At 64.5% G+C, this 19,942-nt stretch carries 27 protein-coding genes and 1 tRNA gene; 16 read left to right on the forward strand and 12 right to left on the reverse strand.

Annotated elements, in window-relative coordinates; translation table 11 throughout:
* Positions 1-276: 276 nt before the first annotated feature.
* A tRNA-Pro gene (locus XI02_RS34610) sits at positions 277-353 on the reverse strand.
* A 79-nt stretch (positions 354-432) separates the two neighbouring features.
* Here XI02_RS34610 and XI02_RS34615 point away from each other — a divergent pair.
* The 4 genes from XI02_RS34615 (at position 433) to XI02_RS34630 (ending at position 4,046) form a co-directional block, all read left to right on the forward strand.
* Positions 433-1,419 (forward strand): L-threonylcarbamoyladenylate synthase, encoded by a 987-nt coding sequence (locus tag XI02_RS34615; protein ID WP_172647143.1) that lies wholly within the window; start codon positions 433-435, stop codon positions 1,417-1,419.
* A 134-nt stretch (positions 1,420-1,553) separates the two neighbouring features.
* Positions 1,554-2,981 carry an FAD-binding oxidoreductase gene (locus XI02_RS34620; protein WP_069279581.1) on the forward strand — a complete coding sequence of 476 codons (1,428 nt, stop codon included), beginning with the start codon at positions 1,554-1,556 and terminating at the stop codon, positions 2,979-2,981.
* 14 nt (positions 2,982-2,995) lie between these two features.
* A complete protein-coding gene (locus XI02_RS34625; RefSeq protein ID WP_172647142.1) occupies positions 2,996-3,445 on the forward strand; it encodes a GNAT family acetyltransferase in 450 nt (149 codons plus the stop codon).
* Positions 3,446-3,464: 19 nt separating this feature from the next.
* Positions 3,465-4,046, forward strand: coding sequence for a GDP-mannose pyrophosphatase (locus XI02_RS34630; protein WP_172647141.1), 582 nt, complete (start codon positions 3,465-3,467; stop codon positions 4,044-4,046).
* Between the two features lie 89 nt (positions 4,047-4,135).
* On the opposite strand, the gene XI02_RS34635 is transcribed toward XI02_RS34630, so the two are convergent.
* Positions 4,136-4,576, reverse strand: a complete 441-nt coding sequence (locus XI02_RS34635) for a hypothetical protein (RefSeq protein WP_172647140.1) — start codon at positions 4,574-4,576, stop codon at positions 4,136-4,138.
* A gap of 272 nt (positions 4,577-4,848) precedes the next feature.
* Between XI02_RS34635 and XI02_RS34640 the strand changes: the two genes are divergently transcribed.
* On the forward strand, positions 4,849-5,103 hold the full coding sequence (locus tag XI02_RS34640; protein WP_016840959.1) for a hypothetical protein: 255 nt from the start codon (positions 4,849-4,851) through the stop codon (positions 5,101-5,103).
* Between the two features lie 89 nt (positions 5,104-5,192).
* Here XI02_RS34640 and XI02_RS34645 read toward each other — a convergent pair whose 3' ends face one another.
* Positions 5,193-5,666 carry a hypothetical protein gene (locus XI02_RS34645; protein WP_016840960.1) on the reverse strand — a complete coding sequence of 158 codons (474 nt, stop codon included), beginning with the start codon at positions 5,664-5,666 and terminating at the stop codon, positions 5,193-5,195.
* Between the two features lie 124 nt (positions 5,667-5,790).
* On the opposite strand from XI02_RS34645, the gene XI02_RS34650 reads away from it, so the two are divergent.
* A complete protein-coding gene (locus XI02_RS34650) occupies positions 5,791-6,558 on the forward strand; it encodes an SDR family NAD(P)-dependent oxidoreductase (RefSeq protein WP_016840961.1) in 768 nt (255 codons plus the stop codon).
* A gap of 169 nt (positions 6,559-6,727) precedes the next feature.
* Positions 6,728-6,988 carry a helix-turn-helix domain-containing protein gene (locus XI02_RS34655; protein ID WP_016840962.1) on the forward strand — a complete coding sequence of 87 codons (261 nt, stop codon included), beginning with the start codon at positions 6,728-6,730 and terminating at the stop codon, positions 6,986-6,988.
* A 12-nt stretch (positions 6,989-7,000) separates the two neighbouring features.
* On the opposite strand, the gene XI02_RS34660 is transcribed toward XI02_RS34655, so the two are convergent.
* Positions 7,001-7,996 (reverse strand): hypothetical protein, encoded by a 996-nt coding sequence (locus XI02_RS34660; RefSeq protein WP_172647139.1) that lies wholly within the window; start codon positions 7,994-7,996, stop codon positions 7,001-7,003.
* Positions 7,997-8,126: 130 nt separating this feature from the next.
* Here XI02_RS34660 and XI02_RS34665 point away from each other — a divergent pair, with 130 nt between their 5' ends.
* The gene (locus XI02_RS34665; protein ID WP_172647138.1) at positions 8,127-8,657 is read left to right on the forward strand and encodes a collagen-like protein; all 531 of its coding nucleotides are present in this window, start codon (positions 8,127-8,129) and stop codon (positions 8,655-8,657) included.
* A 55-nt stretch (positions 8,658-8,712) separates the two neighbouring features.
* Here the strand turns inward: XI02_RS34665 and XI02_RS34670 are convergent, their stop codons facing one another.
* Positions 8,713-8,937 (reverse strand): hypothetical protein, encoded by a 225-nt coding sequence (locus XI02_RS34670; RefSeq protein ID WP_016840966.1) that lies wholly within the window; start codon positions 8,935-8,937, stop codon positions 8,713-8,715.
* Between the two features lie 85 nt (positions 8,938-9,022).
* Entirely contained in the window at positions 9,023-9,289 is a 267-nt protein-coding gene (locus XI02_RS34675; protein WP_026193246.1) for a DUF2277 domain-containing protein, read from the reverse strand.
* 119 nt (positions 9,290-9,408) lie between these two features.
* Here XI02_RS34675 and XI02_RS34680 point away from each other — a divergent pair, with 119 nt between their 5' ends.
* Positions 9,409-9,654, forward strand: a complete 246-nt coding sequence (locus XI02_RS34680) for a DUF2188 domain-containing protein (protein WP_016840968.1) — start codon at positions 9,409-9,411, stop codon at positions 9,652-9,654.
* Between the two features lie 15 nt (positions 9,655-9,669).
* Here the strand turns inward: XI02_RS34680 and XI02_RS34685 are convergent, their stop codons facing one another.
* Positions 9,670-10,359: a helix-turn-helix transcriptional regulator gene (locus XI02_RS34685; RefSeq protein ID WP_172647137.1), complete on the reverse strand. Its 690-nt coding sequence runs from the start codon at positions 10,357-10,359 to the stop codon at positions 9,670-9,672.
* A gap of 139 nt (positions 10,360-10,498) precedes the next feature.
* Between XI02_RS34685 and XI02_RS34690 the strand changes: the two genes are divergently transcribed.
* The 4 genes from XI02_RS34690 (at position 10,499) to XI02_RS34705 (ending at position 12,681) form a co-directional block, all read left to right on the forward strand.
* Complete coding sequence (locus XI02_RS34690; protein ID WP_244981041.1) at positions 10,499-10,900, forward strand: nuclear transport factor 2 family protein; 402 nt, start codon at positions 10,499-10,501, stop codon at positions 10,898-10,900.
* Positions 10,901-11,229: 329 nt separating this feature from the next.
* Positions 11,230-11,577 carry an MmcQ/YjbR family DNA-binding protein gene (locus XI02_RS34695; RefSeq protein ID WP_172647135.1) on the forward strand — a complete coding sequence of 116 codons (348 nt, stop codon included), beginning with the start codon at positions 11,230-11,232 and terminating at the stop codon, positions 11,575-11,577.
* Between the two features lie 153 nt (positions 11,578-11,730).
* Entirely contained in the window at positions 11,731-12,084 is a 354-nt protein-coding gene (locus XI02_RS34700) for a hypothetical protein (protein ID WP_172647134.1), read from the forward strand.
* A gap of 174 nt (positions 12,085-12,258) precedes the next feature.
* Complete coding sequence (locus XI02_RS34705) at positions 12,259-12,681, forward strand: hypothetical protein (RefSeq protein WP_026193250.1); 423 nt, start codon at positions 12,259-12,261, stop codon at positions 12,679-12,681.
* Positions 12,682-12,778: 97 nt separating this feature from the next.
* Here XI02_RS34705 and bfr read toward each other — a convergent pair whose 3' ends face one another.
* Together bfr and XI02_RS34715 are read right to left on the reverse strand one after the other, a co-directional pair.
* On the reverse strand, positions 12,779-13,267 hold the full coding sequence (bfr, locus tag XI02_RS34710) for a bacterioferritin (protein WP_026193251.1): 489 nt from the start codon (positions 13,265-13,267) through the stop codon (positions 12,779-12,781).
* Between the two features lie 132 nt (positions 13,268-13,399).
* On the reverse strand, positions 13,400-13,672 hold the full coding sequence (locus XI02_RS34715) for a bacterioferritin-associated ferredoxin (RefSeq protein WP_016843730.1): 273 nt from the start codon (positions 13,670-13,672) through the stop codon (positions 13,400-13,402).
* A 379-nt stretch (positions 13,673-14,051) separates the two neighbouring features.
* Between XI02_RS34715 and XI02_RS34720 the strand changes: the two genes are divergently transcribed.
* Positions 14,052-14,357 (forward strand): hypothetical protein, encoded by a 306-nt coding sequence (locus tag XI02_RS34720; RefSeq protein ID WP_016843729.1) that lies wholly within the window; start codon positions 14,052-14,054, stop codon positions 14,355-14,357.
* A gap of 236 nt (positions 14,358-14,593) precedes the next feature.
* Positions 14,594-14,878 (forward strand): hypothetical protein, encoded by a 285-nt coding sequence (locus XI02_RS34725; RefSeq protein ID WP_016843728.1) that lies wholly within the window; start codon positions 14,594-14,596, stop codon positions 14,876-14,878.
* A gap of 95 nt (positions 14,879-14,973) precedes the next feature.
* Here XI02_RS34725 and XI02_RS34730 read toward each other — a convergent pair whose 3' ends face one another.
* Positions 14,974-16,206: a lytic murein transglycosylase gene (locus XI02_RS34730; protein ID WP_172647133.1), complete on the reverse strand. Its 1,233-nt coding sequence runs from the start codon at positions 16,204-16,206 to the stop codon at positions 14,974-14,976.
* Between the two features lie 83 nt (positions 16,207-16,289).
* On the opposite strand from XI02_RS34730, the gene XI02_RS34735 reads away from it, so the two are divergent.
* Complete coding sequence (locus XI02_RS34735) at positions 16,290-17,381, forward strand: toll/interleukin-1 receptor domain-containing protein (protein WP_172647132.1); 1,092 nt, start codon at positions 16,290-16,292, stop codon at positions 17,379-17,381.
* Positions 17,382-17,401: 20 nt separating this feature from the next.
* On the opposite strand, the gene XI02_RS34740 is transcribed toward XI02_RS34735, so the two are convergent.
* Positions 17,402-17,986, reverse strand: coding sequence for a TIGR00645 family protein (locus tag XI02_RS34740; RefSeq protein ID WP_016843725.1), 585 nt, complete (start codon positions 17,984-17,986; stop codon positions 17,402-17,404).
* Positions 17,987-18,236: 250 nt separating this feature from the next.
* Positions 18,237-19,886, reverse strand: a complete 1,650-nt coding sequence (gene ettA / locus XI02_RS34745; protein WP_018273360.1) for an energy-dependent translational throttle protein EttA — start codon at positions 19,884-19,886, stop codon at positions 18,237-18,239.
* Positions 19,887-19,942: the final 56 nt, after the last annotated feature.

Here is a 19,942-nt window from a genome sequence, read left to right on the forward strand (position 1 = left end):
CTATTCGTGCTTTGATATCCGCCAAATCAGCTCGTAGGTCCGAAGGGAGGACTTGTGGTGCTCGATGGTGTTCGATGTAACATCCCGACAGGGGCTAGTTCCCTCGCACTTCCCGATCGTCTTTTTTCCGATTTAGAACAGTACAAGCCCGCCGCGGACCGCTGTTCGACGTCCTTGACGGGTGCTTCGAGGGCGACAGACATGGCTGCCGAGCTTCAAATCGTTGCGCATTTCGTTGCGCACAAAAAACACAGAACCTATAAGTGCTTGAAAGAATGGTCGGAGTGGCAGGATTCGAACCTGCGACCCCTGCGTCCCGAACGCAGTGCTCTACCGGGCTGAGCCACACTCCGACTGAGAGCCGGGCTTATAGCGTCGGGTTTCGGGGACCGCAAGGGACCACGAGGCACCCAATTGAGGAATCTAGTCACAGTGGATACAGGTCTGAAAACGCACGTTTTGTCCGCCGGCGCCGCCGCCACGGCGACCGCCGCCGGGGTCCTGGCCGAGGGCGGCCTGGTGGCGTTTCCGACCGAGACCGTCTATGGCCTCGGCGCCGACGCCGGCAACGCCGCCGCGATCGCCCGCCTCTACCAGGCCAAGGGCCGGCCGGCCTTCAATCCGCTGATTGCCCATGTCGCCGATCTTGGCGCCGCCCGCCGGATTGCCCTGTTCAACGGGCAGGCCCTGCGGTTGGCGGAGGCGTTCTGGCCCGGTCCCCTGACCCTGGTGCTGCCGAAGGCGCTCTCCTGCCCGGTTGCGGAACTCGCGACCGCCGGGCTCGATACGGTCGCCATCCGCATCCCGGCCCACAAAGTGGCGCGCGATATCATCAAGGCTTTCGGCGGTGCCGTGGTAGCGCCGTCGGCCAATCTCTCCGGCCATGTCTCGCCGACCACCGCCGAGCATGTGAACGGCGATCTCGCGGGCCGCATCGACCTGATCGTCGACGGCGGACCGGTCGAGGTCGGCGTCGAATCCACCATCGTCGGCTGCTTCTCCGATCCGGTGCTGCTGCGGCCGGGCGGGCTGACGCGCGCCGAGATCGAGCGTGTGCTCGGCCAGCCCTTGCAGTCGCCGCCGCAAGACGCGGAAACCGACGCCCAGCCGGTTGCCCCCGGCATGCTCGCCTCGCATTACGCGCCGCGGACGCCGGTCCGGCTCAATGCCAGCGACGTCCATGTCGGCGAAGCCTTGCTGGCGTTCGGGCCGGCCAAGGTCGCACGCAGCGAATGCGCCTCCGTGGTGATGAACCTGTCCGAGCGCGGCGACCTGGCCGAGGCCGCCGCCAATCTGTTCGGCTACCTCCGCACCCTCGACAAGAGAAACGCGGATGCGATCGCGGTGACGCCCATTCCCGAGGACGGGCTGGGCGAAGCCATCAATGACCGGCTGCGCCGCGCGGCCGTTGGGCGGTAACCAGCATGACCCGGACCGGAACGGCCGCGTTATCGCCAAGTGGGAACCGGCTTTCCCTCGCGACAAACGCGAAGCGTTTGCGCGAAGGGCACGCTTAGGCAAAGATCCCCGACTGAGTGAAAGACCAAGAAAAAATGAATATCGTCCAATCAGCGGTGCCGCCGCTTCCGCCCGAATTGCTTGAAAAATTCCGCGCCATCGTCGGCACGAAATATGCGGTGACCGACGCCGCCGACATCAAGCCTTACGTCACCGAGGAGCGCGACCTGTTCCACGGGCGCTCGCCGCTGGTGCTGCGCCCCGGTTCGACCGCCGAGGTCGCTGCGATCTGCAAGCTTGCGACCGAGCACAGGATCGCGCTGGTGCCGCAGGGCGGCAACACCGGCCTGGTCGGCGGCCAGACCCCGCACAATGGCGAGGTCGTGGTCTCGCTGCGGCGGCTGGACAAAATCCGCGACATCGACGTCGAATCCAACACCATGACCTGCGAGGCCGGCGTGGTGCTGCAGATCGCGCAGCAGAAGGCAGCCGAGGTCGACCGGCTGTTTCCGCTCTCGCTCGGCGCCGAGGGCAGCTGCACGATCGGCGGCAACCTCTCGACCAATGCCGGCGGCACCGGAGCGCTCGCCTACGGCGTGGCGCGCGAAATGGCGCTCGGGGTCGAAGTCGTGCTGGCTGACGGGCGCGTGCTGAACGCGCTGTCGAAGCTGAAAAAGGACAACACCGGCTACGATTTGCGCAACCTCTTCATCGGCGCAGAAGGCACGCTCGGCATCATCACCGCGGCAACGCTAAAGCTGTTTCCGCGGCCGCGTGCGGTCGAGACCGCCTATGTCGGTCTGAAGTCGCCGGCGGCTGCACTCAAGCTGCTGTCGATCTCGCGCGATCAAGCGGCCGGTGCGCTGACGAGCTTCGAGCTGCTCGCCGACGTCGCGGTCGACTTCTCGATCCGCCACGGCATCGATATCCGCGATCCCCTGACCAGCAAGCATCCCTGGTACGTGCTGATGGAATTGTCGTCGTCGCGCGACGATGCGCGCGACACGCTGGAGGCGATCCTGGCCCAGGGCATGGAGGACGGCATCGTCGACGACGCTGTCATCGCCGCCAATCTGAGCCAGCGCCAGGCGTTCTGGAAGCTGCGCGACGAGATGTCGGCGGCGCAGAAGCCGGAAGGCGGCTCGATCAAGCACGATATCTCGGTGCCGGTCGCAGCCGTGCCCGCCTTCATCGAAGAGGCCAATGCGGCGGTGGTAAAGCTGATCCCGGGTTCGCGGCCGGTGCCGTTCGGCCATCTCGGCGACGGCAACATCCACTACAATGTCAGCCAGCCGATCGGCGCCAATGCGGCCGACTTCCTGGCGCGCTGGCACGACGTGAATGCCGTCGTGTTCGAGATCGTGCTGCGGATGGGCGGCTCGATCTCGGCCGAGCACGGCATCGGCGTGCTCAAGCGCGACGAACTGCCCGACGTCAAGGACAAGGTCGCGATCGAGCTGATGCGGCAGGTCAAGGCGATGCTCGATCCGCTCGGCATCATGAACCCGGGCAAGGTGCTGTGACCGCGCAGGCGACGATGCCCTCCTCCCCTGCCTCCCTCGCCATTGCACCGATCACCGACGCCGACATCGCCGATGTCGTCGCGCTGTGGCAGGCCTGCGGCCTGACGCGGCCGTGGAACGATCCCGCTGCCGACATCGCGCTGGCGCGGCGCGGACCGAACTCGGCCGTGCTGGTCGGCCGCGACGCCAATGCGATCGTCGCGACCGCGATGGTCGGCCACGACGGTCATCGCGGCTGGGTCTATTACGTCGCGGTCGATCCCAACCGCCAGGGCAAGGGACTTGGCCGCAGCATCATGGCGGCGGCCGAGGACTGGCTGCGCGCCGCCGGCGTGCCGAAGCTGCAACTGCTGGTGCGGCGGGAGAATGCCAAGGCCGGCGCGTTCTACCAATCGCTCGGCTATGACGAATCGACTTCGGTGATGCTGGCCAAATGGCTCGACGGCCGCGAAGCGACGCCGTGAGAGGGTTGAGGATCAACGCATGAGCATCGCCGACCGCGTCCGCGTCAAGGACGTCGAGCTGCTTTCGAAGCGCCGCTACGAGCTGAAGAGCGCGACGTTCGATTACCGGCGCGCCAACGGCGAATGGCAGACCCAGGTGCGCGAGGTCTACGACCGCGGCAACGGCGCGGCGCTGTTGCCCTACAATCTGACGACCCGAAGCGTCGTGCTGGTGCGCCAGTTCCGCTACCCCGCCTTCGCCAACGGCTATGACGATCTCCTGATCGAGGCTGCCGCCGGCATGCTCGACGATGCCGAGCCGGAAGCACGCATCCGCGCCGAAGCGGAGGAAGAGATCGGCTACCGGCTCGCGCATGTGCGCAAGGTGTTCGAGGCTTTCACGTCTCCGGGCGCGGTGACCGAGAAGCTGCATTGCTTCGTCGCCGAATACGACGCCGCGATGCGTGTCGGTGACGGCGGCGGGCTCGCCGACGAGGGCGAGGACATCGAGGTGCTCGAGCTCTCGATCGACGACGCGCTCGCCATGATCAGCGACGGCCGCATCGTCGACGCCAAGACCATCATGCTGCTGCAATACGCCGCGCTGCATCTGTTCAGGTGACCGCGGCTTTGCCCCAGCTGGCCCCGTCATCCCCGCGCAAAGGCCAAGCCTTTGCGCGGGGATGACGGGGATAAACTGAACGAAATACTCTACCGCATGGTGATCGCAAGGCCGCTCAGATCGGCGTTGGCCATCAGACCGACCTGGTGTCCGGTCAATTCAAGCACCGCGCCCTTCTGATTGGTCAGCACGATCGCGCGCGCGCCGCGTCCGACGGCAAGCCCCGCGCCGGCCGCACCGTAGACGCCGGCAACGTCGGACGGACGGTTGATGTTGCTGACGCGGCCGCGCAGCACGGTCTTGGAGCCGCCGAATACCAGGCCGTAGTCGAGGCCGCCGGTGGAGAGCCGGTAGGAGCGGCCGCGGAAGGTCAAGACGCCGCCGCCGCCGGAGCCGCCGATGATCCATCCGGCCTTGTAGATCGTGAGCGTCACGAAGCCGCTGTCGGCACGGGCGGCGGAGGAGAACGCAAGGCCGGTGAGCGCCAGCAGCGCCACCAGCGCGGCGCGAAGGGTGGATGAAAATTTCATGTGCGGTCTCCCCAGGAATTGCTCACGTCGGTTTGCTCTCGTCGATTTGCTCGCGTCGCGACACGGCTGCGAATCGCGATGCGCCGACTGTAGCAAGCGCGTAAACAGGCGCAATTTGGCACAGCGATGGCCGATTTGTTGACGGGTGCTTTCGCAGGACCAGTGTTGAACCTGTTCCCGGGGTTGCAACACTCACTGCATGTCCGGGGCGATCGGCCCCTGAGCTCCAGGATTTCCCGTGGAGCATTCATTTTTCAAACCGGAGATTTGCCATGCGTCGTCTTGCGATTGCCTGTGCCGCCATTGCCGCCACCGTGTCCGTGCTTGCCGCGGCAAGCCCGGCCAGCGCCACGCCTTATCATCTGATCCGCTGGCAGGACACCGGCTTCTGCCAGATCTGGGACCAGAGCATCCCGACCACGCCGTGGCCGGCGAACTTCTCCATCGTCAGCGAGGAGCTGCCGACCTTCGACGCCGCGTTCAGCTACAAGACCGGCCTCCTGAACAACGGCACCTGCTCGTTCTGAGCGAACGCCATTCGATCACGCACAGGGCGGACACCCGGCAACAGCGCGGCGTCCGTCCTTGTGCTGTCAGGTGGTGACGCGATCCAGCGTCAGTGATGCTTGATCAGGGCGTCGCGTGCGGCGGCGAGTTCGAGGAATGCCGCGCCGTTGCCGCCACCGTCGGGATGCACCGTCTTGGCGGCGCGCTTGAAAGCCTGCTGGACTTCGGTCGCTGCGAGCCGGCGGCCGAACGGCAGGCCGAGCAATTGCCGGTACTGCTCCTCCTGCGTCAGCGCCTTCGGCGTCAGGCCGCGCCGGCCGAACCGCGGTGCCGACAGCATGTGCAGCGCATCGCTGACGATGCCGAGACGGCGCAGCGCCATCGCTTTGGTGCGGCGGTCGGCCGATTTCAGCGCCGCCTGGCGCAAGATCGGCAGCACCTGTGCGGCCGCATGCCGCAGCGTCTCGTCGATGTCGGTCGCGGCGATCTCGGCGACCATCTTGGCGATCTCGCGATAGTCAGGGTCCGGCGCCGCGCAGAAGCGCTCGATCGCAACTTTCCAGTGTCTGATATGCGGGTCCATGATCGGTCCGTGCTGTCATCCGAATCCGGATAACAGCAACGCGCAAACGCGGCTTGGCGTTTCGGTTGGCGCAGTTTTGAATAGTGTTGTCGACAACGCTCACAAATCAGAACGAGGAAACGCCATGGCCCTTCTCGACAATCACATCGCCGTCATTACCGGTGCAGGCTCGGGCATCGGGCGCGCCATCGCACTCGGCTACGGCCGCGAGGGCGCGCGCGTGGTGCTGCTCGACATGAACGGCGATGCGGCGGCGGAAGCGGCCAGGGAGATCCGCAATGCCGGCGGCAAGGCGGAGAGCTTTGCGCTCGACGTGACCAATCGCGACGCCTGCGTCGCGATGGCAAAGCGAGTGGCCGACAAGGTCGGGCCGGTCTCGATCCTGGTCAACAATGCCGGCATCGCGCGCCGCAACGGCATGCTCGGCACCGACGAGGCCGTGATCAAGGATTGGGAAGACATCATCTCGATCAATCTCACCGGCGTGTTCAACGTGACGCATTCGTTCCTCGCGCCACTGCGCAAGAACAAGGGACGCATTGTCAACATCGGCTCGATCCAGTCCTTCGTGCATCTGCGCACGCCGAGTTCGCCGGCCTATACCGCCTCCAAGCACGGCGTGCTCGGCTTCACCAAGGCGTTGGCCGCCGAGCTCGGCAAGGATGGTGTGCGCGTCAATGCAATCGGGCCGGGCTTCATCGAGACGCCGTTGAACGAGAAGGTGCGCGCCACCAATCCCGACCTCGTCAAGGTCTTCATGGACCACACCCCGCTCGGCCGCGCCGGCAAGCCGGAGGACATCGTCGGCCCCGCCATCTTCCTCGCCTCGGACCTGTCGGCCTATGTCTCGGGATCGATCGTGATGGTCGATGGCGGATACCGCACATTGTGACGGATGGAACCGCAATCGTGGCGATTTCTGGGTATTTTGCTTACAAAGCAGGGAGTTAGGAGCGCGTTAAGGGCTTGTTAACCAAACCGGCACACCGTGGATCTACGGGGTAGTTGGTTCTCGATGTCTTCGCTTCACCGACGAAGCGGGCGTTGATCGGGAGGAGTTCATGTCTTACGCGTCCACCGTACCGTCGCCGGAAGCGCTGCTGCCGTCGCTGGCTCCAAATGAAATCGTCCCACTGCTGATCGGCGCGACCGTCGATGAAGTCGAGCGCGAGCTCGTGCTGCAAACGCTTGCGCGCTGCGACGGCAATCGCACCCGCGCAGCGCGCGTGCTCGGGCTGTCGGTCCGGACGTTGCGGAACAAGATCCGCGAATATTCGGCCGACGGCATCGACGTGCCGCTGAGCGAGCACGCCGCAGCCTGACCGCACGTCGATCTAGATCGGCGGGTCGATCGCAAGCCGCCGCCAGCGCGACAATAGCTTGCTGCCGTCGGCATCGAGGCAGCGAGCGAGACGCACTTCGGTCATCGCGGCCCGTTGCAGCGTCTGCGCGACCAGCGCCGTCGCATAGTCCCAATAGTCGCGCCGCCCCTTCGGATCGTCGTCGACCAGGGATTTTGCGAGGATCTCGACATAGATCGCAGCGACGGCTCTTTGCCAGAGCTCACCCCCGCGCTCGCCCTGCACCGACGGCGCGCCGGTCCGCGACTGCCAGGCCAACCAATAATTTTCCTCCGCGCCGACCCAAGCGGATGGCAACAGCGATGGATCGAGGCATGGCGAGCGACACACAAGCGGCTGCATGCCGCGCGCGTCGCAGAAGAAGCAATAGCCGAGCTTGTCGTACCAGCTGACGCGCAGCAATCTGCGAATCCCGGTCTGTTGATCCGCGGCGAGCTGCCTCACGCCCGTCCGTTCGAGATCGCCGATGACCGCCGCCAGGCGATCGCGATCATACGGCTCGACCTCGAGCACCACGCCGATATTGCGTGGAAACAGGGCGTCGAGCATCTCGATCATCTCGCGATAGAACCGGCCCGCCAGGCCGCCGCCGCGCCACGCCTTCGCGACGCCGACATAGTTGCAGTAGATCAGCTCGCTTGCGTGATCGTAGGTGAAGAAACCGAGGCCGATCGCGCGCCCCTCCGCGCGCAAGATGAAGCACCGCGAGTCGAGACAATATGACAGCTTCCGGCCGCCGACGCTGAACTCTCGTCGCTCGCCGACATCGTCTGACAGCACCCAGCGCACAATGTCGTCGGGGGCGTCGCGCTCGTTCGGAGGAAATAGCTCGGCATAAAGGTCGAGGACGCCGGTGTTGCGAAACGCCGCTTCATCGCGCAGATCGTGCCGCGTCACCACGATGTCGAACGTCAGCGCCTTTGTTGCGTCGCCTGCAACTGCCCCGCGCCTGTCGTTCAGAATCCGCAACGCGTCCTCCCGTCACGATCTTCGCATCGAATTATGACTGTTGATCGCTTGCATCAGCGGCGCCGGGCAGAATTGAAGCCGTCATCCAACCTCTGTTACAAGCGGCTTGAAATCGCGACGGAGCATATCAGTGGCTGACGAGACAATCTCCCGCCAGGGGTCACGAGGGGCGCAGGGGCCGCAGGGCCGTCAGGGCGAGCCGGGTCGGCCCGGTCCGCAGGGACATCCGGGGCGGCCGGGGCCGGAAGGTGCGCGCGGCAAGCCGGGTCCGCAGGGCAAGCCCGGACTGGTTGGGAAGGCGGGTCCCCAGGGCAAGCCGGGAGCGCAAGGCAAGGCGGGCGTGCAGGGTCCGCGCGGCGAAGCTGGTCCACAGGGACCGCAGGGACCGGCCGGCCCGCGCGGTGAAGCCGGTCCGCCCGGACAATTGCCGTCGATCGAGCAGGTGATGCCGTGGCTGCACATGATCTTCGACGCCTGGGAAGACTACAAGCGCACCAAGGAGCGTGAAGCCGCCGAGTTCGCCGAGCGCGATGCCGCCGAGCGCGCGGCAGCGGAAGCGATCGCGCTTGACGTCGACGCCATCGACTTCGCTGATGATGATGACGACGAGGACGACGATCACAAGAAAAAGAAGAAGCACCGCAAGAAGGACAAGAAGTAACCCTTTTGTCCTCGCGCGACGACACGGCCAGCTCGGTCCGTGTCGCGCCCGATGCCTACCGCTCCGCGCCCGGATTGGCCGGAGGATCGGAGGGCCGGGCGAGGTGCATGAGCTGGAAGACCCAGCGCATCGCGTAGTACCAGGCAACGCCCGCGAGCGCCCCGCAGGCCGACAGGATGATGACGTTGGCAAGGTCGATCTTCCCGCTCGACCACAGCATGCCGCAGGTCCAGAGCACGGCGAACGCAATCGAACAGAACGTGAGCAGGGCAGGCTTCATGGCGTCGCTCCAGGATCGGGTGAACGGCACCGATGCCCGGACGCGCGGCGCCGTACCGTGATCTGCATCACGGTACGCCCCGCCCTCAGCCAAACCGCAGGCGCGAACGCTCCCTCGCCTTCTCCGCCTCCACCTCGCGATCGCGCGCCGGTGCCGTGGTCTGCAACGAGATCAGGAGCTTGCGCGCGGCGGTCGAGACCTCGGCCACGGCCAGGTTGAATGCAGCCTCATTGGAGTGCGACGGCTTGTTGAAGCCGGACAGTTTGCGCACGAACTGCAGCGCCGAGGCGTGGATCTCGTCCTCGGTGGCGGGCGGCTCGAAGTTGAACAGCGTCTTGATATTGCGGCACATGTCGGTCTCCCTCGCCCGCGGCAACGGGGCGGCTCCCTCAAGGACGATCGGCTGCTGCAAAATACGACATCGTGGTCTATTCTGGCAGTGTCATCGTCCACGGTGGAGCGAGGTTCCGGATGAGCCACGTGATCTACAAGGTCGTCCAGCACGACGGCGGCTGGGCCTATACCGTCAACGGGGTGTTCTCGGAACCATTTCCTACCCACGCCGCGGCACTTGCCGCTGCCCGACGCGCCGCCAACGAGCAGCGTGTCCCCGGCCGCACCGAGGCGATCCAGTACGAGACGTCGGACGGCAAATGGCTGACCGAAACCGCCTCCGGCAACGACCGCCCGGAGACCGAGGTCGAGGACGGCCGCTAGTTCACCTCGTCGCCTTCAGAACGGAACCTGGACGCCAAGCCGGTCAAAGAACGCCCGCCCCCGATCGGTGATCCGCAATGCGCGCGGAATCCGATGCGGCGCAACGCCGCGCATCTCGACCAGCCGCGCCAGCACGGCATTGGCAAACGGACCGGCGAGATGCGGCACGCGCTCGGTCCAATCATTGCAGAGCCGCAGATGCGGCTGCCGCGCCGGATCGAAATCGATCGCCTCGGCCCGGCACCAGGCCAGCCCCTGCTCGGTCACACGACCATCGCGGCCGTCGATCACGACGAGGCGGCGTCGGATCAGCGCATTCGACAACAGCACGCCGAGCTGACCCGCAAGGTGGTGGTAGCAGGTGCGCGATTGCCTGAGCTGCTCGGCCGGCATCGCACGCCGCCGCCCCACGGTGGCCTTGGCCGCAAGATCGACGAGGCTCTCGATCAGCGCCGCCACGTCGTCGTCCCTGATCCGGTAATATCTGAACCTGCCCTGTGCCCACACCGAAAGCACGCGGGCGTCGACCAGCTTCTGCAAATGCGCGCTGGCGCCTTGCGGCGAAATGCCGGCGACCGCAGCAAGCTCGCCCGCCGGCAACGCCTTGCCGTCGGCCAGCGCACTGACCATCGCCTCGCGGACCGGATCGCCCAATGCCTCGGCGATCCGCGAAAATCCTGTCTGCAAGGCTTGGGATGATCCCACCGCATCGTCCTCCAGATCGCGCCGAAACGTCCTACCCGCATTCGCCGTGCCGCGCAGCTCATTTCAGATTTTCCTGAAACGTCGCGGCGGCCTCTTCCGCTCAAATGGGCGGCAGTCGACCAAACACAAGGGAACCATCATGACAGCTGGCAGCAACGACGCGGAACGCATCTACAGGCTCTGGGATGCGGCGCTCGGCAACAAGGACCTCGAGGCGGCGCTCGCGCTCTACGCAGCCGACGCCTCGATCGAGAGCCCGCTGGTCCAGCATTTGATGCAGACCAAAGACGGGATCGTCCGCGGCCGCGACGCGCTGCGCGCGTTCATCACGCGCGTGTTCCGCACCAACCCGCCGCAACGGCGGCGCTTCAAGCAGGGTTTCTTCAGCGACGGCCGCGTCCTCACCTGGGAATATCCGCGGCAGTCTCCGGACGGCGATCAGATGGATCTGGTCGAGGTCATGGAGATCGATGACGGGCTGATCCGGCGTCACCGGGTCTATTGGGGCTGGTATGCGCTCAACGTGCTGAAGGCGAGCTAGAGCATGATCCGGAAAAGTGCGAAGCGGTTTTCCGAAAGGATCATGCTTAAACAAGAATCTAAAAGCGCGATGACGCTTCAACCCAATCTCATCGTGCTTTAGCCTGCCGCGCGGCGCGGCACTCGGACAACGCTTTGCCTCATGCTAGGCTTGCAGCGACGCGGCTGCACAAAGGCGCCGCGCATGGGGAGAAGCAGCATGATCCGTTTGTGCGCGGCGCTTGTGGCCGCCCTCGTCTCCACCGGCGACGCCAAATTCCGTGCCAGGCGATTGCAGGAGCTGCTGCAGACGGCGCCGCAGCGCACGATGTAGCGATCGAGTTTTGGGTGATGTCCGCAAATCGCTTCCGCAAGATCGCGCTGAGCCTGCCCGAGGTGATCGAGGGCGCGCATCACGGCACAACAGATTTCCGCGTCGGCAAGCGCATCTTCGCGACGCTCGGCTATCCCGACCAGGATTGGGGCATGGTGAAGCTGACACCCGAGCAGCAGGCGATGGTGGTCGAGGCTGAGCCGGAGATTTTCCGCCCGGTGCCGGGCGGCTGGGGCAAGAGCGGCAGCACCAATGTCCGCCTCGCGAAGGCGGATCAGGTCACGCTGCGCAGCGTGCTGAAAATGGCGCGGGACAATATCGCGGTGAAACCCGCGAAGAAGGCGCGCGCGAAGCAATCATCCTGAGCGCAACCATCCCGCACTGCATCACGCCTGACTGCGCGGCTTCGCCGATTCTTTGAGCATGCATCCCGCGCGCGGTTCGTGCCTAATCGCGCAAACACCGGATTCGCGTGACGCTATGCGCGGGTCACGTAGAAGTTTTCGCCGAGGAAGGCAATGCGAAGGCTCACGCATGTCGCGGTGCTTGCGTGGCTCGCCATGATGGCGGGCGCTGCACTGGCGTTCGACAACGGCCAATACGAAAACGTGCCGCCCGATATCCGCGCCTGGTTCAAGAGCGTGATCGCGCCGAATGGCGTGCCGTGCTGCGACATCTCCGACGGCCATCGCACCAGCTACGACGTTCGGGGCGGCGCCTATTGGGTGCCGATCGAGGGCGAGTGGATGATGGTGCCGGAGCGCGCCGTGATCCGCGATCGCGGCAATCCGGTCGGCGAGGCCGTGGTGTGGTACGTGCACCACCGCGGCAGCATCATCATCAGCTGCTTCGTTCCGGCGGATGCTGTCTGAACGGCGCCCGCCGTCTGCGCGGAAGGTCGCGTCAATTTGAAACAGTTACTCTCTGTTAACCTTACTTGTCAACCAATAATTAAGGATGAGTTTGCGGGCACCATGAGGCGCGGCCTAGCGTCTGCAGAAATGCTCCGTAACCGCGAGTTGGTGCGTGCCATGGCTCTTCGAAGAATGGCGTATCGAACAACTGGGGCGCTGATGGCGTCGCTGATGGCTTCCCTTGGCGTCGCAGCGCTGCTGCTGGCTTCCCCGACCGAAACCTATGCGAGATCCGGATCCGCGGCGCGCGGCACGTTCTCCTCGCACCATCCGGCCTTCCGCCATCATGTGCGGGTGCCCGGCATCGTGTTGCCCGACGCGGGCGGATATTATGATGGTGCGGCGAGCGTTCCCTTCGCCGCCGAGGTTCCGGCGCCGGTCTCGAACGACGTCCGCTACACCTACACCCAGGATGTGCCGTGGGATTGGGCGCATCGCTATCCGCCAGCCGTGGTGCCGTCGGATCGCCCCTATGTGTCGAGCTGCCCCACCGAGAGCGTCACGGTGCCCGGCCGCGGCGGCGACCGCACCGTCAACATCACGCGGTGCTACTGACGAATAGCTCTATCCCTTTCGCAAAAGCAAAAGAGGCCGCCCGCAAGGACGGCCTCTCGTATTTTGGCCGACGCTCGGCGCGCCGACAGACAGCCGGTCAGGAATCCTCGCCCTTCAGATGTCCGACGTGCTTCTGGGTGTAGAGCTCAAGGCCGATGCGCTTGATCAGGTCGAGCTGGGTCTCGAGGAAGTCGATGTGGTCTTCCTCATCCTTCATCAGCTGCTCGAACAGGTCGCGGCTGACATAGTCCTTGACGCCGTGGCAGTAGGTCGCCGCCTCCTGGTAGAGCGTGCGGGCGCCGATCTCGGCGGCGAGGTCACACTCGATGATCTCCTTGACGTCCTGGCCGATCTTCAGGGGATCGAGCACCTGCAGATTCGGGAAGCCGTCGAGAAACAGGATGCGATCGACGAATTTGTCGGCGTGCTCCATCTCCTCGATGGACTCCTTGCGCCAGACCTTGGCCATCTCCAGGAGGCCCCAATTGTTGAGCATCCGGTAGTGCAGCCAGTACTGATTGATGGCGGTCAGTTCGCTGCGCAGCCCCTTGTTCAGATAATCGATGACCTTCGGGTCGCCTTGCATGATCCACTCCACCTGTCGCGGCCAACCTTGGCCGGCGCTAAATTTAGAATGCTTCTAAATCAGATTACCGACAAGAGCAACCCTTCGCAGAAGCGGCGCCTGGACAACCGGATTCGGAGGGATTTGGTGAAATCAGCAGGCCGCGAGCGCGAATTCGGCCGGCTCGGCGTCCTCGTTGGCGGCGTGCGGATGGCCGCTGTGGGGGCAGCCGGAACAGCAGGCCTTGGCGCAAGGACCGAGCGCCTCGTCGATGATCGCCTTGATGGTGCGCGCACAGCGGCCGCATTCGGCACTGCAGCCGAGGCAGCCGTACACCTGCTTGGCATTTCGTGTCACGGACCCACCGCCGTTGACGGCATTGCGGACATCGTGGTCGCTCAGGACGTTACAGGAACAGACAATCATCGGAGAGAGGCGGGGTCCAACGGTGATGCTTCCCAATATTGATATTGTCGGCTCCCGCGCGATGCAAAAGGAAAAAGCTGTTTTTGTAGCAATTCCAAACTGATGCGGGATTCATATTGGAATGAGTCTAAATCGGTCGGAGGTCGAACCCGCCGGGTGGCTTAAGGGGCCAATAAGCGCTTCCCTCGCCGCCGAAATGAGCACGCGCCTTGCTGCGGTGCTATCGGGCTTGTGCGTTGCAAGATACTCGAAAAGCTGCAAGCATTTGGTCGCGAATACGGCAGCGTCGTTCATTGATCATTCAAGCTGAATATGGAACCCTTCGACGAGACAGATCGCCAACGCACGCTGTCCCTGCTGCCGTGAGAAAGGTGAGGCCATGAAGAAGACATTGCTGGCGCTTTGCGCCGTTGCCGCTGTTGCGGCTTCGACTGTGGCGGTGCCCGCCCCCGCCCAGGCACAACGCGGTGTCGCCGCCGGCGTCGCTGCGGGGTTGATCGGTGGCGCTATCGTCGGTGGCGCGATCGCATCGCAGAACCGCTATTACGGTCCCGGATACGGCTACTATGCGCCCGGCCCGGCCTATGTCGCCGAACCCGGCTACGGCCCCGACTGTTTCTGGCAGCGCCAGCGGTTCTGGGACGGCTACACCTGGCGCGTTCGCAGCGTCCGCGTTTGCGACTGATCGCCGTTCATCTCGATTAAATCGAACCAGTTGTCCCGGAAAACCGACTGTTTCTCCGGGACATCTGCTGTAGATGGCCAGAAAAAACCGCTTTTCTGCGCGATCAGCCTGCGAACGTTTACTTTCGGTTGACTGTTCTGCGCTGTTTAGCAAGACAGCAGTTCGAGATCAGCGTGCGAGTCACCTCAACCCGGCGCCGGACCACGACGCCACCACCTTCCAGGAGAGCCAAAGACATGAAGAAGACTTTAGCTGCCCTTGTCGCCGTTACCACGATTGCCGGTTCGCTGGCCGTTGCTCCGGCTGCCAAGGCTGGTGACGGCGGCGCCGTCGCAGCCGGCGTTGCCGGCGGCCTGATCGGCGGCGCCCTGCTGGGCGGCGCGATCGCAGGCGCTCGCCCCGCCCCGGTCTATGTCGCACCGGCGCCGGTTTACGTCGAAGAGGCCCCGTGCCGCATGGTTCGTGAGCGCTTCTGGGACGGCTACGGCTGGCGCTTCCGTCGCATCCAGGTTTGCGACTGATCGACCGACACGCTTTTCAGCATCACACTCGAAAACCCGGCCTTGCGGCCGGGTTTTTGCTTTGCGCCATCAGGCGGTCTTCCGAGCCAGCCCGGTCAGCGCTGCCCGTTCATCGCGCGCAGCACCGCCTCGCTCGGCCAGCAATCGACCTTCAGCCCGGCCTGCTTCTGATAGGCGCCGAGCGCCGCGCGGGTCTGCATCCCGGCCTTGCCGTCGAGCTTGTCCTTGTAGAGACCGATCTTCGTCAGCTGCTGCTGCATCGCCTCGACATCGGCGGAGCGCAGCTGCTTCGATGCCGACCATGGCGTCGCGAATGGCTGCGGGCTCGTCATGCGGTCGGCGAGGTGGCCGACGAACAGCACGTAGAGATCGGAGAAATTGTATTCCTTGATCACGAAGTAGTTCGGCGTGGTCAGGAAGGCCGGACCGTAGCTGCCTTCCGGCTGCAGCAGCGACGCCGATTGCGCCTGCTCGGCGGCGCTGAGCTTCTGCCCGCGCACCGGCACGAAGCCTGCGCGCAGCCACTGGCTGATCGGCTTCGTCACTTCAGGCACGCCCATCGTGCAGTCGGCATTGGCCGGCGCCTGCACCTCATAGGCCCAGCGCACGCCGGGCTGCCAGCCCTTGTTGACCAGCTGCTGCGCGGCGGAGGCGAGCGCGTCCGGCACTGAATGCCAGATATCGACGCGGCCGTCGCCGTCGAGATCGACGCCGTGCTTGTAATATTCCGACGGCAGGAACTGGGTGTAGCCGGTCGCACCGGCCCAGGAGGAGCGCATCTCCTTGCGCGTCACCGCACCCTCGCCGAGGATTTTCAGCGCGAGGATGAACTCGGTGCGGTACTGATCCTTGCGGCGGCCGACATAGGCCTGCGTCGCCACCACGCGCAGCGTGTCGTAGGGCAGCGAATAGCGCCCGTAATCGGTCTCGCGGCCCCAGATCGCCAGCACGACGGTGGCCGGGACGCCGAACCGCTTCTCGATCGCATCGAGCGACGGCCGATACTTCTGCATCAGACGCTGCCCCTCCGCGGCGAGCCGCGCGATCGAGGCTTCCCTGATGTAATCGGCCGGCACCTGCACGAACTCGGCCTGCGCCGGCGCGCCGGTCTTGGGACGTCCGGGCAGGATCAGGTCGGGCAGCTTGTAGTCGGGCTCGAGCGAGCGCGTCTCGCGATCGAAGGTCTCGCGCGACACGCCGGCGGCCTTGGCCTCCGGCCACAGCGAGGCGATGAACTGGGTGAACGCAGCATCGGCGGCGAATGCCGGCCGCTGCAGCGGCGCGCAAAGCAGCACCGCGAATGCGACAATGGTGGCTGGCCATTTCATGATCGATCTCACCCTGCGGAAACGGTCATTGCAACGCGGATTCGGCAATTGTCAGAATTCAATTCTGGGTGGTAAGTTTTGCCATGCGCATATTTCTGTCATTTCCCTCCGAACTGGAATCGCAGGCTGACAGCATCGCCCAGTCCCTGCGCAATTGCGACCATGACGTTTTCTTTTCGCACGACGATCTTCCGCCGGGCGACAGCTTCGATGCGCGCGTCGAAAAAGCCATCGAAAGCAGCGATTTTATGGTGTTCCTGATCAGTCCGGAATCGGTGACCAGGGGACGCTACACGCTGAGCGAGCTCGCCTTTGCCCGGAACAAATGGCCGAACCCGAGCAACCGCGTGCTGCCGGTGATGATGGCGCCGACCCCGCTCGACCAGGTTCCGACCTATCTCAAGGCGGTCACGATCCTCGAACCCCAGGGCAGCGCGGCCGCCGAGACACGGGCCGCCGTCGATCGCATGCTGGAGGCCAAAAGCGAGCAGTCGCGCGACCGATCGATTTTGCCCTTCGCCGTGCTGTCGCTTGCGTCGGCCGTCCTGTGCAGCCTGGTCGCGACCTATGCGCTCAACGTCCTGCAATATTCGTTCGTCGTCTCCGACGCCGGCGGCATCACGATCCTGCCCGGCGTGATATTCGGCATCGCGATCGCGGCCTGCAACGTCATGTTTGGCGCCAGGGACCGGTTTCAGCTGGCGCTGGTGGTCGCGATCACGGGGGCGGCGTGGATCGCGGCCTACGATGCCAGCGCCGTGACGCTTCAGGCGCTCGGCCAGTACGCGAGAACCGTGCCGATCGAGGGCAATGCCGCGAACCCGGCCCAGATCACCGAGACGCTCGGCAACAATCCCTACATGGGATTTTTGATCGGCGGCATCGGCGGCGCCGTCGGCGGAGCCATCACCATTCTCGGCGTGCTCCTGACCAACCCCGCGTTCAGGCGGATCGACAGCGTCGTCGTGACGTGGATCGCGGCCATCGCAGCCGGAACGGTTTACGGCGCGATCGTCAGGTTGCCGACCTTGCTGGGCTGGCTGGTGCTGTTCGGCGTCTGGCAGACCGCGTTCGTCCTCGCGATGGCGCGCGGATTTCCGCGCGGCGCGGCGCAGATCCCCGAATGGCTCGGCAGATCCGCGCCGGCATTGTTCGGCTCACGCGCGGCGCGGTGACGCCGCGCCGCCGTTCATCCCTAGTGCCCAACCTGCTGCTTGGCGCCTTCGATCGAGTCGTTCGACAGCTTGTCGACGATGGCGATGCCGATCGCCGACAGGATGAAGACGCAGTGGATGATGGTCTGCCACATCACGCCGGTCTCGGTGTAGTTGCCCTTGCCTGACGACAGTGCGCCGGCCTCGATGAAGGTGCGCAGCAAATGGATCGAGGAGATGCCGATGATCGCCATCGCCAGCTTGATCTTCAGCACGCTGGCATTGACGTGGCTCAGCCATTCCGGCTCGTCGGGATGGCCCTGCAGATTGAGGCGCGAGACGAAGGTTTCGTAGCCACCGACGATCACCATCACCAACAGGTTCGAGATCATGACGACGTCGATCAGGCCGAGGACGGCCAGCATGATCTGCTGCTCGCTGAAATCGAAGGCATGGGCGAACAGGTGCCACAATTCCTTCAGGAACAGCACGACATAGACGCCCTGCGCGATGATCAGGCCGACATAGAGCGGCAATTGCAGCCAGCGCGATCCGAAGATCAGCATGGGAACGGGACGCAGCGACCGGCCCTTTGCGGGGGCGCGCGCCTCGGAAAGTGCGGACATGGTGGAGTGCTCGCAGAATTTGATTTGCGGGAGCGCTCTATCTACGCAATCCCGCGCGCTTGAAAAGCGACAACTGGCCGCAGATTGCGCCGCGATGCCGTCACGATCCTGCAAATCAGGAGACGGCCGACGTTGTGAGAGACGCCATCAACTCGTCATGGCCGGGCTTGTCCCGGCCATCCACGTCTTTGCATCCGGAAAGCAAAAACGTGGATGCCCGGCACAAGGCCGGGTATGACGACATCTTGAATCAGCGCGTCAGCTTCTTGTACTTCACGCGATGCGGAATGATGCTGTCCTGGCCGAGCCGGCGCATCTTGTCCTTTTCGTAATCCTGGAAGTTGCCCTCGAACCATTCGACATGGCTGTCGCCCTCGAAGGCCAGGATATGGGTCGCGATGCGGTCGAGGAACCAGCGGTCATGGCTGATGATGACGGCGCAACCGGCGAAGTCCTCCAGCGCCTCTTCCAGCGCGCGCAGCGTATCGACGTCGAGGTCGTTGGTCGGTTCGTCGAGCAGCAGCACGTTGGCGCCCGACTTCAGCATCTTGGCGAGATGCACGCGGTTGCGCTCACCGCCCGACAGCGCGCCGACCTTCTTCTGCTGGTCGGCGCCCTTGAAGTTGAACGCCGAGCAGTAGCCGCGCGAATTGACTTCCTTCTTGCCGAGCAGGATCAGCTCGTTGCCGCCGGAGATCTCCTCCCACACCGTCTTGTTGCCCTCGAGCGCGTCGCGCGACTGGTCGACATAGCCGAGATGCACGGTCTCGCCGACCGTGATGGTGCCCTTGTCTGGCGTCTCCTGCTCAGTGATCATCTTGAACAGCGTGGTCTTGCCGGCGCCGTTGGCACCGATCACGCCGACGATGCCGCCGGGCGGCAGCTTGAAGGTGAGATCGTCGATCAAGAGGCGATCGCCAAAACCCTTGCTGAGGCCTTCGAAGTCGACGACGTTGGCGCCGAGCCGCTCGGCGACCGGAATGATGATCTGCGCGGTCTGGGTCTGCTTCTCGCTCGCCTTCTTGAGCAGATCCTCATAGCGCTGGTAGCGGGCCTTCGACTTGGCCTGGCGTGCCTTCGGCGAGGACGCCACCCATTCCTGCTCGCGGGCCAGCGTCTTCTGATGCGCGGCGTCCTCGCGGCCTTCCTGCTCGAGCCGTTTCTGCTTCTGCACCAGCCAGGACGAGTAATTGCCCTCGTAGGGGATGCCGCGGCCGCGGTCGAGCTCGAGGATCCAGCCGGTGACGTTGTCGAGGAAGTAGCGGTCGTGGGTGACGATCAGGATCGCGCCGGGATAGTTGCGCAGATGGCCTTCCAGCCACGACACCGATTCGGCGTCGAGATGGTTGGTCGGCTCGTCGAGCAGCAGCAATTCCGGCTGGTCGAGCAGCAGTCGGCACAGCGCCACGCGGCGGCGTTCACCGCCGGACAGTTTGGTGACATCGGCATCGTCGGGCGGGCAGCGCAGCGCGTCCATCGCCTGGTCGACCTTGCTGTCGAGATCCCACAGGCCCTGGGCCTCGATCTCGTCCTGCAGCTTGGTCATCTCGTCGGCGGTCTCGTCCGAATAGTTGACCGCGAGCTCGTTGTAGCGGTCGAGGATCGCCTTCTGCTTGGCGACGCCCTGCATGACGTTTTCGCGCACCGAGAGCTTGGGATCGAGATGCGGCTCCTGCTCGAGATAGCCGACGCGGGCGCCCTCGGCGACCCAGGCCTCGCCGTTATACTCCTTGTCGAGACCGGCCATGATCTTGAGCAGGGTCGACTTGCCCGAGCCGTTGACGCCGAGCACGCCGATCTTGGCGTCCGGGTAGAAGCTCAGATGGATGTTATCGAGCACCTTGCGGGTCGGGTACGCCTTGGTCAGACCCTGCATGAAATAGATGAACTGGCGCGCCATCCGCTGTCCCTGGAATTGATCCGATTTGTGGAAATTTTGCTGCCGCCGATGTAACG

Origin of the sequence: Bradyrhizobium sp. CCBAU 21365 (assembly GCF_015291305.1) — a bacterium.
GTDB classification, from domain to species: Bacteria; Pseudomonadota; Alphaproteobacteria; order Rhizobiales; family Xanthobacteraceae; genus Bradyrhizobium; species Bradyrhizobium elkanii.

Excerpts from the sequence above, each read along its gene's own strand:
- XI02_RS34720 (WP_016843729.1), top strand. The coding sequence starts at position 14,052 with ATGAAGAAGACATTGCTGGCGCTTTGCGCCGTTGCCGCTGTTGCGGCT.
- XI02_RS34705 (WP_026193250.1), top strand. The coding sequence starts at position 12,259 with ATGGCGTATCGAACAACTGGGGCGCTGATGGCGTCGCTGATGGCTTCC.
- XI02_RS34650 (WP_016840961.1), top strand. The coding sequence starts at position 5,791 with ATGGCCCTTCTCGACAATCACATCGCCGTCATTACCGGTGCAGGCTCG.
- XI02_RS34635 (WP_172647140.1), bottom strand. The coding sequence starts at position 4,576 with ATGAAATTTTCATCCACCCTTCGCGCCGCGCTGGTGGCGCTGCTGGCG.
- XI02_RS34740 (WP_016843725.1), bottom strand. The coding sequence starts at position 17,986 with ATGTCCGCACTTTCCGAGGCGCGCGCCCCCGCAAAGGGCCGGTCGCTG.
- XI02_RS34675 (WP_026193246.1), bottom strand. The coding sequence starts at position 9,289 with ATGTGCCGCAATATCAAGACGCTGTTCAACTTCGAGCCGCCCGCCACC.
- XI02_RS34695 (WP_172647135.1), top strand. The coding sequence starts at position 11,230 with ATGTCCGCAAATCGCTTCCGCAAGATCGCGCTGAGCCTGCCCGAGGTG.
- XI02_RS34630 (WP_172647141.1), top strand. The coding sequence starts at position 3,465 with ATGAGCATCGCCGACCGCGTCCGCGTCAAGGACGTCGAGCTGCTTTCG.
- XI02_RS34715 (WP_016843730.1), bottom strand. The coding sequence starts at position 13,672 with ATGATTGTCTGTTCCTGTAACGTCCTGAGCGACCACGATGTCCGCAAT.
- bfr (WP_026193251.1), bottom strand. The coding sequence starts at position 13,267 with ATGCAAGGCGACCCGAAGGTCATCGATTATCTGAACAAGGGGCTGCGC.
- XI02_RS34645 (WP_016840960.1), bottom strand. The coding sequence starts at position 5,666 with ATGGACCCGCATATCAGACACTGGAAAGTTGCGATCGAGCGCTTCTGC.
- XI02_RS34670 (WP_016840966.1), bottom strand. The coding sequence starts at position 8,937 with ATGAAGCCTGCCCTGCTCACGTTCTGTTCGATTGCGTTCGCCGTGCTC.
- XI02_RS34725 (WP_016843728.1), top strand. The coding sequence starts at position 14,594 with ATGAAGAAGACTTTAGCTGCCCTTGTCGCCGTTACCACGATTGCCGGT.
- XI02_RS34700 (WP_172647134.1), top strand. The coding sequence starts at position 11,731 with ATGCGAAGGCTCACGCATGTCGCGGTGCTTGCGTGGCTCGCCATGATG.
- XI02_RS34690 (WP_244981041.1), top strand. The coding sequence starts at position 10,499 with ATGACAGCTGGCAGCAACGACGCGGAACGCATCTACAGGCTCTGGGAT.
- XI02_RS34730 (WP_172647133.1), bottom strand. The coding sequence starts at position 16,206 with ATGAAATGGCCAGCCACCATTGTCGCATTCGCGGTGCTGCTTTGCGCG.
- XI02_RS34735 (WP_172647132.1), top strand. The coding sequence starts at position 16,290 with ATGCGCATATTTCTGTCATTTCCCTCCGAACTGGAATCGCAGGCTGAC.
- ettA (WP_018273360.1), bottom strand. The coding sequence starts at position 19,886 with ATGGCGCGCCAGTTCATCTATTTCATGCAGGGTCTGACCAAGGCGTAC.
- XI02_RS34655 (WP_016840962.1), top strand. The coding sequence starts at position 6,728 with ATGTCTTACGCGTCCACCGTACCGTCGCCGGAAGCGCTGCTGCCGTCG.
- XI02_RS34620 (WP_069279581.1), top strand. The coding sequence starts at position 1,554 with ATGAATATCGTCCAATCAGCGGTGCCGCCGCTTCCGCCCGAATTGCTT.
- XI02_RS34680 (WP_016840968.1), top strand. The coding sequence starts at position 9,409 with ATGAGCCACGTGATCTACAAGGTCGTCCAGCACGACGGCGGCTGGGCC.
- XI02_RS34640 (WP_016840959.1), top strand. The coding sequence starts at position 4,849 with ATGCGTCGTCTTGCGATTGCCTGTGCCGCCATTGCCGCCACCGTGTCC.
- XI02_RS34625 (WP_172647142.1), top strand. The coding sequence starts at position 2,996 with ATGCCCTCCTCCCCTGCCTCCCTCGCCATTGCACCGATCACCGACGCC.